This window comes from Kumtagia sp. (assembly GCF_059502445.1).
Genome location: NZ_JCACER010000107.1, coordinates 189,704 through 202,617, shown reverse-complemented (window position 1 = coordinate 202,617; position 12,914 = coordinate 189,704). Strand labels below are relative to the sequence as shown.

Here is a 12,914-nt window from a genome sequence, read left to right as displayed (position 1 = left end):
ATGCTTCTGACGCCGACCGAGCTCGAACGCCTCACCATCTACACGGCGGCGGAACTTGCCCGCAAACGCCGCGCCAAGGGGCTGCTGCTCAACTATCCCGAGGCGGTCGCCATCATCTCCGACGAGATTCTGGAGGGCGCGCGCGAGGGCCGCTCGGTCGCCGAGATGATGTCGGCGGGCTCGCGGATCCTGACGCAGGCCGAGGTGATGCCCGGCGTTGCGGCGATGCTGCCGATGCTGCAGGTAGAGGCGACGTTTCGCGACGGCACCAAGCTGGTGACCGTGCACGAGCCGCTGCGCCCGGTGGCGGGTGCCGAGGTGGACACGGTCGAACCGGGCGGGCTGGTCACCGGCGACGGCGACATCGAGCTCAATGCCGGCCGCCGCAAGCTGACGCTGCGTGTCGTCAACGGCGGCGACCGGCCGGTGCAGATCGGCTCGCACTACCATTTCTTCGAGGTCAACCGGGCGCTCGATTTCGACCGCGCCGCCGCCTACGGCATGCGTCTCGACATCGCCGCCGGTACGGCCGTGCGCTTCGAGCCGGGACAGGAGAAGGAGGTGACGCTCACCACCTTCGGCGGCGAGCAGCGGCTTTCCGGCCTGAACGGCCTGTCCGACGGCAACGCCGACGACCCCGCGGCCAAGGCGGCGGCGCTGGAACGCGCCCGCGCCGGCGGCTTCCGCGGCGCCTGAGAGGAGAAGTTTCCATGGCAACCCTGTCCCGCCGCGACTATGCCGCCATGTACGGCCCGACCACCGGCGACGGCTTTCGCCTCGGCGACACCGAACTCGTCGCCATCGTCGAGAAGGATTTCGGCGTCTACGGCGACGAGTGCCTGCATGGCGGCGGCAAGACCCTGCGCGACGGCGCCGGGCTGGCCGCCGGCGTCACCAGCGCCGAGGGCGCGCTCGACTTCCTGCTCTGCAACGTAACGGTGATCGACGCGGTCGTCGGCATCGTCAAGGGTGATCTCGGCATCAGGGACGGCAGGATCGTAGGCATCGGCAAGGCCGGCAACCCGGCGGTCATGGACGGCGTCGACCCGCGCCTGATCGTCTCGGCCGCCACCACGGTGCGCGACTGCGAGGGCCTGATCGCCACCGCCGGAGCCATCGACGTGCATGTGCATTTCGACAGCGCCCAGCTCTGCGAGCACGCCATTGCCTCCGGCATCACCACCATGCTCGGCGGCTCGCTCGGGCCGATCACCGTCGGCATCGACTGCGGCGGGCCGTTCAACGTCGGCAAGATGCTGCAGGCGGCCGAGCACTGGCCGATCAATTTCGGCTTCCTCGGCCGCGGCAATTCGCACCGGCCGGCCTCGCTGGTCGAGCAGATCGAGACGGGCTGCCTCGGCCTCAAGCTGCACGAGGACTGGGGCACCATGCCGGCCTCGATCGACACCTGCCTGACGGTGGCCGACCAGCTCGATTTCCCGGTCCAGATCCACACCGACACGCTGAACGAGTCGGGTTTCCTTGAGGACACGCTGGCCGCCATCAAGGGCCGCACCATCCACATGTACCACACCGAGGGCGCCGGCGGCGGCCACGCGCCGGACATTATCCGCGTCGCCGGCGTGCCGTGGTGCCTGCCCTCGTCGACCAATCCGACCAACCCCTACACGGTCAACACCTTCGACGAGCACCTCGACATGACGATGGTGTGCCACCACCTCAACCCGGCGATTCCCGAGGACGTGGCCTTCGCCGAAAGCCGCATCCGCGCCCAGACGATCGCCGCCGAGGACATTTTGCACGACATCGGCGCCATCTCGATGCTCGGCTCCGACAGCCAGGGCATGGGCCGCATCAACGAGGTGATCTGCCGCACCTGGCAGCTCGCCGACAAAATGAAGAAGCAGCGCGGCCGCCTGCCCGAGGAGAGGACCGGCTTCGGCGACAACGAGCGCATCAAGCGCTACGTCGCCAAATACACCATCAACGCCGCCCGCACCTTCGGCATCGCCGAGCACATCGGCTCGCTGGAGGACGGCAAGCTGGCCGACATCGTGGTGTGGCGGCCGGCCTTCTTCGGCATCAAACCGGAGCTGATCATCAAGGGCGGCTTCATCGCCTGGGGCGCGATGGGCGACAGCGCCGCCTCGCTGATGACCTGCGAGCCGCTGCTGCTGCGGCCGCAATGGGGCGCGTTCGGCCGCGCCAAGCAGGCGCTGTCGGCCTGCTTCGTCAACCCACTGGCGATCGAGCGCGGGCTGGCGGACACGCTCGACCTGAAGAAGGCGCTGCTGCCGTCGCGCGGCAGCCGGGCGCTGTCGAAGAAGGACATGCTGCGCAACGACGCCTGCCCGAACATCCGCGTCGACCCGCAGACCTTCGACGTGTTCGTCGACGGCGAGCTGGCGACCTGCGAGCCGGCGCACGAACTGCCGCTGGCGCAGCGCTACATGCTGAGGTGAGACGATGGACGCACGGCTTTCCCCCCACGGCAAAACGGCCTCGCGCGTCGGCGCGGCGCGCGTCGGCATCGGCGGCCCGGTCGGCTCCGGCAAGACGGCGCTGATAGAGCGGCTGATCCCGGCGTTTGCGGCGCGCGGCGTGTCGCTGGCGATCGTCACCAACGACCTGGTGACGGCGGAGGACGCCGAGCGCATCCGCCGCTCCGGGCTGATCGACCCGGCGCGCGTCGCCGCGGTCGAGGCCGGCGCGTGCCCACACACGGTGATCCGCGAGGACCCGACCCTCAACATCGCCGCCGCCGACGAGCTTGAGGCGCGCTTTCCCGACGCGGAACTGATCCTAATCGAGAGCGGCGGCGACAATCTCGCCTCGACCTTCTCGCTCGACCTCGTCGACTGGTGGATGTTCGTCATCGACGTCGCCGGCGGCGACGACATCCCGCGCAAGAACGGGCCGGGGGTGCTGAAATGCGACCTGCTGGTCGTCAACAAGACCGATCTGGCGCCTTATGTCGGCGTCGATCTGCCCCGCATGGAAGCGGAGGCGACGGCGGCCCGCGGCGGGCGGCCGATCGTGCTGACCAACTGCCGCAAGGCGGAGGGGATCGAGGCGATCGCCGACAAGATCCTGTCCGCCGTGCTGTTCCGATGACCAGCCACTGGCAGCCGCCGCCGCCGGGCGAAGCGAGCGTGCCGGCGGCCACTACGGGCGTGCCCGCCGGCCGCTTCGAGCTCGCCTTCCTGCGCCACGGCGGCCGCACCGCGATCGGCCGCCAGTTCGTATCCTACCCGTTTCACCTGACCCGGCCGTTCGCGCTGGATTCCGCCATCCCGTCGCTGCTCACCGTCTACCACCAATCCTCTTCGGGCGGGCTGTATCGCGCCGAGCGCCTCGCCTGCCGCTACGATATCGGAGCGCGGGCGGCCGCGCACGTCACTACCCAGGCGGCGACCGTCGTGCACGACTGCCACGGCCAGCCGGCCCGCCAGACGGTCGAGATCGCGCTGGAGGAGGACGCGTTCCTGGCGCTGACGCCCGACCCGCTCGTGCTGTTTCCCGGCGCCTCCTGCGTCAACCGGCTGGAGGCGAAAATGGCGCCGGGGGCGGTGCTGCTGCTCGCCGATGCCTTCGCCCTGCACGATCCGCTGGGCGCGGCGCGGCCGTTCGACCGGCTCGCGTCGGAGGTCGTCGTTCGCGACGCCGCCGGCCGCCTGCTGCTGCGCGACTGTTTTCGCGTCACCGGCGAGGCCCTGGTCGGGCCCTCCTCGCCGGTCGGCGGCTGGCGCGTCGTCTCCAGTTTCCTGCTGCTCGGCGACCCGGCGCGTCTGCCGGTCAGGGAAGACCTGGCCGCCCCGGCGCCGGACGGCCGCGCGGTCGTGGGCGTCAGCGCGCTGCCCAACGGCGCCGGCTGGGGCGTGCGCTGCCTCGCCGCCGATGCGGTTGCCGCCCGTCGCGTCGCCGAACTGCTGTTCTCCATCAGCGTGCGCGCGGCCTTCGGCAGCGCGCCGGCGCCTCGGCGCAAGTGAGGCTTCCATGTCCGCCGCGCGGAGCCCGTTCCATCGATGAAAGGAAAGACCATGACCACCAGACCGTTGGCCGCGCTGCTTGCGGCACCGCTTCTCACGCTCACCGCGGGCGTGGCCCAGGCGCATACCGGCGTTGGCGATACCAGCGGCTTCGCCCACGGCTTCATGCATCCGATCGGCGGGCTCGACCACATCCTCGCCATGGTGATGGTCGGCGTGTTCGCTGCCCAGCTCGGCGCGCGCGCCGTATGGCTGGTGCCAGCCAGCTTCGTCGCCGTGATGGCGCTCGGCGGCGCGCTCGGCCTTGCCGGCGTTGCCGTGCCCTTCGTCGAACTCGGCATCGGTCTGTCGGTGGTCGTGCTCGGCGCCGCGGTGGCCTTCCGCCTGCGGGCGGCGGTGCCGATCGCAATGGCACTGGTCGGCTTCTTCGCTGTATTCCACGGCTACGCGCACGGCGCCGAGATGCCGGAAGACGCGGGCGGCCTCGCCTATGGAGCCGGCTTCGTGGCGGCCACGGCGCTGCTGCACGCGGCGGGCATCGGCCTCGGCGTGGCGATCGGCAGCGAGTCCGGCAAGATCGGGCAGACGCTGGTGCGCGTGGCCGGCGCGGTCGTGGCGGTCGTCGGGCTCGGCCTCGTGACCGGCGTGGTCTGACAATCCGCTACCGACGCCTCGGTCGAAGGCCGGGGCGGTGGATCGCGCGGTGGTCGTCGAGCGCGGCCGGGTCAAGCTCGGCTGCCCCGCGGTCGAGCTCAAGCAGCGCCTGGAGAACGGCTGAGAGCCCATGGCCGTTTGCCCGAATTTCAACGTGGCGCGCCATGGGCGGGCGCGCTAAACAGCAGCATGAAAAAAATCGGCTTCCTGTCGTTCGGCCATTGGTCGCCCTCGCCGCAATCGCAGACGCGGACGGCGGCCGACGCGCTGCTGCAATCCATCGACCTCGCCGTCGCAGCCGAGGAACTGGGAGCGGACGGGGCGTATTTCCGCGTCCATCACTTCGCCCGCCAACTGGCATCGCCGTTCCCGCTGCTGGCGGCGGTCGGCGCCAGGACGAAGCGCATCGAGATCGGCACGGCGGTGATCGACATGCGCTACGAGAACCCGCTCTACATGGCCGAGGACGCGGGCGCCGCCGACCTGATCGCCGGCGGGCGGCTGCAACTCGGCATCAGCCGCGGCTCGCCGGAGCAGGTGATCGACGGTTGGCGCTACTTCGGCCACGTCCCCCAAGACGGACAGACCGATGCCGACATGGCACGGCGGCATACGGAAGTGCTGCTCGAAGTGCTGCGCGGCAAGGGGTTCGCCCAGCCCAACCCTCGACCGATGTTCCCCAATCCGCCCGGTCTTCTGCGCGTCGAGCCGCATTCGGAAGGCCTGCGCGAGCGCATCTGGTGGGGCGCGGCCACCAACGCGACCGCCGAATGGGCGGCGAAACTGGGCATGAACCTGCAGAGCTCGACGCTCAAGTTCGACGAGGGCGGAAAACCCTTTCACATCCAGCAGGCCGAGCAGATCCGGGTGTTTCGCGCGGCCTGGAAAGCGGCCGGCCACGAACGCGAGGCACGGGTGTCGGTCAGCCGCAGCATCTTCGCGCTGGTGGACGACCGCGACCGCGCCTATTTCGGCGGAAGCGACAGCAAGGATCAGTTCGGCTACATCGAGGCGGATACGCGCGCGGTGTTCGGCCGTAGCTATGCCGCCGAGCCGGACGCCCTCATCGAGCAGCTGAAGGGCGACGAGGCCATCGCCGAAGCCGACACGCTGCTGCTCACCGTGCCCAACCAGCTCGGCGTCGACTACAACGCGCATGTGATCGAGGCGATCCTGACCCACGTCCCACCGGGTCTGGGCTGGCGCTGACGCCCGCGCGGCAGACGCGCGCAAGCGGCAGAACAGCGCTACAGGGCTGCGACGCGCACGCACATCGGCGTGCCGATCTCCAGCCGGCGGCCGGTGTCGGTAAGATCGCCTGTCTCGGCATCGCGCGCCAGAAGCACGATTACGTCGCTGTCCTGATTGGCCACCAGCAGATGGCGGCCGGAAGGCGTCGGGGTGAAGTTGCGCGGGGTCCTGCCGCCGCTTGAGACATGGCCGCGCGGCGTGAGCTTGCCGCTGCCCTGCTCGACCCCGAAGACGGCGATGGAATCGTGACCGCGATTGGAGCCGTAGAGGAAGCGCCCGTCCGGCGAGATGTGGATGTCGGCGGCGTGCGAATGCGAGACCCCGGCCGGCAGCGCCGCGACCACGTCGAGGACAGCAAACGAGCCGTCCGCCTGCAGGCGCATGGAGGCGACCGTCGAATCCAGCTCGTTGAAGACGAAGACGGTGCGCCCGTCGGGATGGAGCGCGATGTGGCGCGGCCCGGCGCCGGGCGCAGCCGCGACTTCCGTCTGCCGCGCCAGCGTCCCGTCCGAGCCGAGGCGGTAGCCGAACACGCGGTCGAGGCCGAGGTCGGCCACCAGCACCAGCCCGTCATCGGCAAGCTGCAGCACGCAATGCGCATGGCTGCGCTCCTGGCGCTCCCGGTTCGGCCCGGACCCGCTATGGACCACGCCGGACACCGCCGGCGTCAGGCTTCCGTCCGGATTGCGGCCGAACACCGAAACCGAGCGGTCGGGTCCGCCCTCGCCCATGGCGTAGTTCGCGACCATCAGGAAGCGGCCGTCGCGGGAGAGGCTGCTGTGCGCGGCGATGCTGCCGAGCGTGACCTGCTTGTTCAGGTAGGTGAGGACGCCGCCGTCGGGATCGAAGCGGTAGGCGCTGACCGTCCCCTCCTTCCACTCGTACACTTCGGACGTGGCATAGACGCAGCGCTTCTCAGGATCGACCGAGAGGAAGGTCGGATTATCGACATCGCCCGTTTCCGCCCGCTTCTCGAAAGCCAGGCTGTCTTCGTCGAAGGCGTAGACGGCGAGCCCCACGCCGTGCGCCCGCGAGAAATAGGGTGCGGTCCGATTGAGGCAACCGACGAACACATGCAGCATACGAAATCCCACGAAACGTTCCCGGAACGGCCAGAACCGTTCCAATATTCCAGTTGACAGTCCCGCAGGCAATCTATCTCATATGAACAGGATTTCTCAAATACGAAAAAGAAGCGAGATGTCCGGTATGAGCGGCCCGCAGCGGGCACATATTCTTTCCCGGGAAGAGGAGGCAAAGGGAATGAAGAGGCAGGCAAGGTCGGCCGCAGGCGTGGTCGCGATGGCATTGGCCGGCGGAATGCTGGCAGCGGCGAGCAGCGCCGGGGCGGCCGAACTGCCGCCTTCCTTCGCCACGCTGCCCGACGACATCAAGGCGCTCTATACCGGCGTCGAGGACACCGTGCAGCCCGCCGCCTTCGACGACTTCAAGGCACCGCCGAAACCGTGGAAATGGTGCCATTCGGAATCGTACCAGGGCAATCCCTGGCGCGTTTCGGTCACCAACGAGCTGAAGCGCCTGGTCGGCCTCTACCAGAAGGAAGGCTGGGTGTCCGATTTCGAGATGTCGGATTCCAACGGCGACACCAGCCAGCAGATCGCGCAGGTCCGGGCCTTCATCGACAAGAAGTGCAGCATCATCACCTCCTTCGCCGGTTCTTCGACGGCGCTGAACGAGGCGATCGAGGCCGCCCACAAGGCGGGAATACCGTTCGTCACCGGTGCCGGCGCGGTCACCAGCCCCTATGCGGTCAATGTCGATTCCAACTACGTGAAGTTCGGCTACGACCTTGCCAAGGGCATCGTCGACGGGCTCGGCGGCAAGGGCAACGTGCTGCGTGTCGAGGGCATCGCCGGCAGCCCGCTGGTGGCGCAGCAGCGCGTCGGCGCCGACAAGGCCTTCGCCGAGGCCCCGGATGTCAAGGTGGTGCGCGACGTCAACGGCAACTGGTCGCCCAACGTCACAAAAACGGTGGTGCTGCAGGTGCTCGCCACCAATCCGCAGCCGATCGACGCGGTCTGGACCTCGGGCAGCGAGGCACGCATCGTCGACGAAGCATTTGAGCAGGCCGGGAGGCCTGTTCCGCTGGTCTCGGGCAGCATTTCCGGCGACGCGCTCGGCTACTGGAAGGACAACCCGGACAAGTTCAAGTTCACCGGCGGCGCGCTGATGCCGTCCTGGACCGCGCAGACGCTGTTCCGCGTCGGGGTGCGGGTACTGGAGGGCCAGCAGCCGAAGCTCAACATCATCATGGTGCCGGTGCCGGAAGTGAAGCAGGCCGAACTCGACAAATGGTACGCCTCCTGCATGACAAAGGACGCGGTTTCGGTGTTCCCGGTCGCGCCGCAGGATCCGTTGCCCGACCCGATGATGGACGCCTATTTCGCCAAGCCGGCCGCCGTTCCCCTCTTCGACTACGGCCAGACGCCGGATCCCTGCGCCGCGAATTAGCGCCAGCCTGGATTGTCGGGGTCGCGGGCCCGACCTCGACATCCCGGCAAATGCCCGCCCTCGATGGGCGGGCATTTGTTCTCTTGTGGGAAACGGCGCGGGGTGGGTGCGGACCGCGAATGGTGCGGTATCGTAGCGTGGTCGTTCCCGCCATGGGGTGTGAATGCTTGACATCGTCGATCTCTCCAAGCGCTACGGCGAGACCGTCGCCCTCGACGGCGCGTCGATCTCGTTCAGGCCGGGCACGATCCATACGATCCTCGGCGAGAACGGCTCCGGCAAGAGCACGCTGGTCAAGCTGCTGAGCGGCATCGTGTCGACGGACCGCGGCGCGGTCCGGCTGGAGGGACGCGACATCGCCGCCCGCGATCCGCGCGGTTTCAGGGCCGCCGGTTTCGCCACGGTGTTCCAGGAGGTGCTGATCGCGCCGGACCGCACCGTCGTCGACAACGTGCTGCTCGGCTATGACGGCCTGTTCAGCCGGCTGATACCGCGGAGCCAGCGGCGCCAGACCGCCTCACGCGTGCTTGGCCGCTTCGCCGTGTCGCCTGTGCCGCTGGATGCGCTCGCCGCCGACCTGCCGCTTGCCGCGCAGCAGCTGGTGGTGCTTGCCCGCGCGCTGCTGCGCGAGCCGCGCGTGCTCATCCTCGACGAGGTGACCGCGGCGCTGGATTTCGCCGACCGCGAGGCGGTCTTCGCGCTTATGCGCGGCCAGGCGGCCGAGGGCCGGCTGGTGATCTTCATCACGCACAGGATGGACGAGGTGATGTCGCTGTCGGACCAGGTCACCGTGCTGCGCAGCGGGCGGGTGGTGCGCACGCTGACGCGCGAGGCTCTGAAGCCGGACGAGCTGCTGGCGCTGATGGCTCCCGAGACAGCCCGGGGGCTGCGGCATGGCTGACGCCGAACCGCGGCTGTCGGCGCGCGGCATCGCCCTGAAGGCCGGCGCCGAGCCCTTCGACCTCGACGTCGGCGCCGGCGAGATCGTCGGCCTGGCCGGGCTGGACGGACACGGGCAGGAGCGGTTCATCGAAGTGCTGGCCGGCCTTCACGCGCCCGCCGCCGGCAGCGTCGTGTCCCGACGCCACGGCGCCGATCATGCCGTAACCAGCCTGCGCAGGGCGATCGCCGGCGGCGTCGCCTACCTGCCGCGCGACCGCCGCGCCACCGGCATCTTTCCGACGATGTCGATCGTGGACAATTTCGCCATTGCGACCCTCGGGCAGGACCGCCGTTTCGGCCTGATCAGCCGGCGCGAGCGGCGCAGGCGCTACGACTACTACCGAGAACGGCTCTCCATCGTGGCGCAACAACCGCGCAACGCCATCACGACGCTGTCGGGCGGCAACCAGCAGAAGGTGCTGCTCGCCCGCGCGCTCGCCCACAAGCCCGATGTGCTGCTGCTCAACGACCCGACGCGCGGCGTCGACATCGCCACCCGCCAGACGCTCTACGCGGTGTTCAGGGAACTGGCAGCGGAAGGGGTCGGGCTCGTCATCCTCTCCACGGAGATCGAGGAAATGCTGCTGCTCTGCCGCCGGATCCTCGTCTTCCGCGAGCAGCAGGTGGCGTCGACAGTGACCGGGGACGACCTCGCGGCCGAGCGCATCATCTCCATCATGTTCGGGCGCGCGCAATGAGCGCGGTTGTGCGATCGGATCGCAAGGGTAGCGGCTTCGGCTGGGCGCGGGCGGCATGGCAGCAGGCCGGCTTCGGCCCGGTGCTGCTGGTGCTGCTGCTCGCCGTCAACATCGCCGTCAACCCGGCCCGCTTTGCGCCCGGCGCCTGGGGAACGCTGATCGGCCTTGCCGCGCCGCTGATCGGCGCGGCGCTCGCCTCGACGCCGGCGATTCTCGGCGGACGCGGCGGCATCGACATCTCGGTCGGGCCGCTGATGGGCTTCATCAATGCGCTGATCGTGCTGGTGCTGGTGCAGCGCCTCGGCATCGAGACGCCGTGGATCATCGTGCCGGCCGCCGTCCTCATCGGGGCGGCGGTGGGCGCGGGCAACGGCGTGCTGGCGACGGTGCTGCGCATCCAGCCGATCGTCGCGACGCTGGGCACCTATCTGATCCTGATCGGCATCACGCTGACCATCCTGCCCGCGCCCACCGGCACGGTGCCTGCCTGGCTGCGAGCGCTCGGCGGGCCGCTGTCGATCCTGCCGCTGACGGCCGTCTTCCTGGCCTGGATCGCCATCCGGCGGCTGCCCTACTACGACCACCTGATGGCCGTCGGCAGCGACGACCGCGCGGCCTATACCGCGGGCATTCCGGTCACCTTGGTCCGTTTCCTGTCCTACGTCATCACCGGCGCCTTCGCCGGCGTCGCGGCGCTGATGATGACGGCGCTGATCGGCTCGGCCGACCCGTCGATCGGGCCGACCTACACCCTCATGGCGATTTCGGCCGTGGCGCTGGGCGGCGTCAGCCTGGCCGGAGGCAGGGGCGGCCTACTCGGCGCGGCGATCGGGGCGATCGACATCTTCCTGCTACAGAGCGCCCTCACCTATTTCAACCTGTCGACCTTCGTGCTGCAGATCGCCTATGGCGTGGTGCTGGTGCTGGCGATCGTGCTCACCGCGCTGCACGAGCGATTGCTCGGCCGGGCGAAGGAGACGGCATGATGTCGCGCTGGACGAGCGACCAGTGGCGGGTCGCGGGGTCGCTGGCGGTGGCGGTCGGCCTGCACGTGCTCGGCACCGTGCTCATCCCCGGCTACAGCTCCGAATTCTCGATCCGGGCGATGCTGGTGCTCGCCTCGCTGCTGGCCATCGCCTCGATCGGGCAGACGCTGGTGGTCATCATCGGCGGCATCGACCTGTCGATCCCGTTCCTGATCGGCTTCGCCAATGTCGTCACCGCGCAGCTCTACGGCCAGGGCATGAACTTCGCGCTGGTCTGCGTCGTGGTCGTCGCACTTGCCTGCCTCGTCGGGGCGGTGAACGGGCTGATCTCATCCTCCCTCAAGCTTCATCCGCTGATCGTCACGCTGGGCATCGGCACGATCGTGCAGGGTACCGTGCTGCTATGGACCGGCGGCTTTCCGTCGGGCTCTGCTCCTCCCGCCCTGTCGGAGTTCGTCTCGATCGGCGGCTCGGCGGGCGTGCTGCCGGTGCCGTGGCTGGTGCCGTGCTTCGTCGTGCTGGCCGCTCTCATCGTCGTCGTTCTGGCGCGCACGCCCTATGGCCGGCGCGTCTTCGCCCTCGGCAGCAATCCGCGCGCGGCGCCGCTGGCGCTGATCAATCCGATCGCCATGTGGACGATCACCTTCGCCGTCAGCGCCGGCTTCGCCGCCGTCACCGGCATCCTGCTGCTCGGCTTCACCGGGTCAGCCTATGGCGAGGTCGGGCAGCCCTACCTCTTCCAGACGATCGCCGCCGTGGTCATCGGCGGCACCGCCCTGGTCGGCGGCCGCGGCTCCTATGTCGGCACTGTCGCCGGCGCGCTGGTATTGACCGAGATCAACACGTTGCTGATCGGGCTGGGGCTGCAGCCTTCGGTCGTGCAGGCCGTTCTCGGCGCAGTCATCGTCCTGCTGGTGTCGTTCTACGGGCGTGACCCGCATGTGCGGACGACGATCTGACGCTGGTGTCGCCCATCGCTCTCGGCGGGTCGTTCAAGGAGAAGGGCCATCGCATCAGTTACCCCCCACCCCTAACCTCTCTCCTCAAGGGAGGAGGGCTTTACCTTGTGCCGAGCCATCAACGATTGGCGTCTTGTAGAGAGACAAGCTCGTTGCCGAACGGCGAAGCGTCACCCCTCGTCCAGCGTGAAGTCGCCGACCGGCAGCCGGCCGCCCATCTGTTCGTTCAGCATGACGGCGGCTTCGTAGAGATGCCGGGAGGCGTCGGCGAGGCGAACCTGGTTGGTCACCCACAGCACGAAGGGCATGGTGAGCGCGGCCTGCGCGCTGCCGCTGCCGTCGAGGATGGGGAAGCTGACGTCGGTGATGCCCTTGAGCGTCTCGTCGGCGACGACCTCGTAGCCGCGCTCGGCGATGCGCTCGATGCGCGCCAGCAGGGGAGCGGGATCGCCGCCGGCGGCGCGATGCTCCTCGACCAGCGCCTCGAGCAGGCCGGCGCGCTGCCTGTCGTTCTGGAAGGCCAGCAGGGTCCGGCCGGAGGCCGTGCCGAGCAACCGGCTCTGCGTGCCTAGGCGCACGCGAAAGCCGATCGGCGCCGGGTTGTCGGCGACGGCGATCACCCGCACCTTGAGCCCGTCGAGCACGGACAGGATGACCGACTCGTTGATGCGGGTGGCGAGCATCTGCAGGATCGGCTGCGCCGCGTCGAGCAGGATGCGTGTCGGCGGGTGGTTGCAGGCGAGGTCGAACAGCTTCATCGACAGGAAGAACGCGTCCGAGGGCGGCCGTCTCGCCACGTAGCCGCGCCGCTCCAGCGAGACAACGACGCGGTAGACCTCCTGCACGGAGCGGTCGAGGCTGTGGGCGATCTGCGACAGGATTAGCCCGCCGGGCTGGCCGGCCAGAAGCTCCAGGATGTCGAGGCCCTTCTCCAGCGCCGGCGCCCGGTAGGTGGCGACCTCCTCGCTGCGCTCCGGCGCCGTCGGCCGCTTCGCCATCTTC

Annotated in this window: 13 protein-coding genes; 11 read left to right on the top strand and 2 right to left on the bottom strand. The window is 69.1% G+C overall.

The window, feature by feature from the left end:
- From AC5JDC_RS28710 to AC5JDC_RS28685, 6 genes are all read left to right on the top strand, one after another.
- Nucleotides 1–696, top strand: a complete 696-nt coding sequence (locus tag AC5JDC_RS28710) for an urease subunit beta (protein ID WP_495846885.1) — start codon at nt 1–3, stop codon at nt 694–696.
- Between the two features lie 14 nt (nt 697–710).
- On the top strand, nt 711–2,423 hold the full coding sequence (gene ureC / locus AC5JDC_RS28705; RefSeq protein WP_495846883.1) for an urease subunit alpha: 1,713 nt from the start codon (nt 711–713) through the stop codon (nt 2,421–2,423).
- A 4-nt stretch (nt 2,424–2,427) separates the two neighbouring features.
- Nucleotides 2,428–3,075 (top strand): urease accessory protein UreG, encoded by a 648-nt coding sequence (gene ureG / locus AC5JDC_RS28700; RefSeq protein WP_106770526.1) that lies wholly within the window; start codon nt 2,428–2,430, stop codon nt 3,073–3,075.
- Entirely contained in the window at nt 3,072–3,950 is an 879-nt protein-coding gene (locus tag AC5JDC_RS28695; RefSeq protein WP_495846880.1) for an urease accessory protein UreD, read from the top strand. The genes ureG and AC5JDC_RS28695 overlap by 4 nt, the downstream gene beginning before the upstream one ends.
- 51 nt (nt 3,951–4,001) lie before the next feature.
- Nucleotides 4,002–4,604 (top strand): HupE/UreJ family protein, encoded by a 603-nt coding sequence (locus AC5JDC_RS28690; RefSeq protein WP_495846878.1) that lies wholly within the window; start codon nt 4,002–4,004, stop codon nt 4,602–4,604.
- A 189-nt stretch (nt 4,605–4,793) separates the two neighbouring features.
- On the top strand, nt 4,794–5,813 hold the full coding sequence (locus tag AC5JDC_RS28685; RefSeq protein WP_495846876.1) for an LLM class flavin-dependent oxidoreductase: 1,020 nt from the start codon (nt 4,794–4,796) through the stop codon (nt 5,811–5,813).
- Nucleotides 5,814–5,851: 38 nt separating this feature from the next.
- On the opposite strand, the gene AC5JDC_RS28680 is transcribed toward AC5JDC_RS28685, so the two are convergent.
- A complete protein-coding gene (locus tag AC5JDC_RS28680; RefSeq protein ID WP_495846874.1) occupies nt 5,852–6,949 on the bottom strand; it encodes a lactonase family protein in 1,098 nt (365 codons plus the stop codon).
- 169 nt (nt 6,950–7,118) lie between these two features.
- Between AC5JDC_RS28680 and AC5JDC_RS28675 the strand changes: the two genes are divergently transcribed.
- From AC5JDC_RS28675 to AC5JDC_RS28655, 5 genes are all read left to right on the top strand, one after another.
- Entirely contained in the window at nt 7,119–8,327 is a 1,209-nt protein-coding gene (locus AC5JDC_RS28675) for a substrate-binding domain-containing protein (RefSeq protein WP_495846872.1), read from the top strand.
- A 163-nt stretch (nt 8,328–8,490) separates the two neighbouring features.
- Entirely contained in the window at nt 8,491–9,228 is a 738-nt protein-coding gene (locus tag AC5JDC_RS28670) for an ATP-binding cassette domain-containing protein (RefSeq protein ID WP_495846870.1), read from the top strand.
- Complete coding sequence (locus AC5JDC_RS28665) at nt 9,221–9,967, top strand: ATP-binding cassette domain-containing protein (RefSeq protein ID WP_495846868.1); 747 nt, start codon at nt 9,221–9,223, stop codon at nt 9,965–9,967. Before AC5JDC_RS28670 ends, AC5JDC_RS28665 begins: the two co-directional genes overlap by 8 nt.
- On the top strand, nt 9,964–10,953 hold the full coding sequence (locus tag AC5JDC_RS28660) for an ABC transporter permease (RefSeq protein ID WP_495846866.1): 990 nt from the start codon (nt 9,964–9,966) through the stop codon (nt 10,951–10,953). The genes AC5JDC_RS28665 and AC5JDC_RS28660 overlap by 4 nt, the downstream gene beginning before the upstream one ends.
- On the top strand, nt 10,953–11,912 hold the full coding sequence (locus tag AC5JDC_RS28655; protein WP_495846864.1) for an ABC transporter permease: 960 nt from the start codon (nt 10,953–10,955) through the stop codon (nt 11,910–11,912). The genes AC5JDC_RS28660 and AC5JDC_RS28655 overlap by 1 nt, the downstream gene beginning before the upstream one ends.
- Nucleotides 11,913–12,082: 170 nt before the next feature.
- Here AC5JDC_RS28655 and AC5JDC_RS28650 read toward each other — a convergent pair whose 3' ends face one another.
- Nucleotides 12,083–12,910, bottom strand: coding sequence for an IclR family transcriptional regulator (locus AC5JDC_RS28650; RefSeq protein WP_495846862.1), 828 nt, complete (start codon nt 12,908–12,910; stop codon nt 12,083–12,085).
- Nucleotides 12,911–12,914 lie beyond the last annotated feature (4 nt).

Coding starts and splice junctions, on each gene's coding strand:
- AC5JDC_RS28690 (WP_495846878.1), top strand. CDS start 4,002: ATGACCACCAGACCGTTGGCCGCGCTGCTTGCGGCACCGCTTCTCACG.
- AC5JDC_RS28660 (WP_495846866.1), top strand. CDS start 9,964: ATGAGCGCGGTTGTGCGATCGGATCGCAAGGGTAGCGGCTTCGGCTGG.
- ureC (WP_495846883.1), top strand. CDS start 711: ATGGCAACCCTGTCCCGCCGCGACTATGCCGCCATGTACGGCCCGACC.
- AC5JDC_RS28655 (WP_495846864.1), top strand. CDS start 10,953: ATGTCGCGCTGGACGAGCGACCAGTGGCGGGTCGCGGGGTCGCTGGCG.
- AC5JDC_RS28675 (WP_495846872.1), top strand. CDS start 7,119: ATGAAGAGGCAGGCAAGGTCGGCCGCAGGCGTGGTCGCGATGGCATTG.
- AC5JDC_RS28670 (WP_495846870.1), top strand. CDS start 8,491: ATGCTTGACATCGTCGATCTCTCCAAGCGCTACGGCGAGACCGTCGCC.
- ureG (WP_106770526.1), top strand. CDS start 2,428: ATGGACGCACGGCTTTCCCCCCACGGCAAAACGGCCTCGCGCGTCGGC.
- AC5JDC_RS28650 (WP_495846862.1), bottom strand. CDS start 12,910: ATGGCGAAGCGGCCGACGGCGCCGGAGCGCAGCGAGGAGGTCGCCACC.
- AC5JDC_RS28710 (WP_495846885.1), top strand. CDS start 1: ATGCTTCTGACGCCGACCGAGCTCGAACGCCTCACCATCTACACGGCG.
- AC5JDC_RS28685 (WP_495846876.1), top strand. CDS start 4,794: ATGAAAAAAATCGGCTTCCTGTCGTTCGGCCATTGGTCGCCCTCGCCG.
- AC5JDC_RS28665 (WP_495846868.1), top strand. CDS start 9,221: ATGGCTGACGCCGAACCGCGGCTGTCGGCGCGCGGCATCGCCCTGAAG.
- AC5JDC_RS28695 (WP_495846880.1), top strand. CDS start 3,072: ATGACCAGCCACTGGCAGCCGCCGCCGCCGGGCGAAGCGAGCGTGCCG.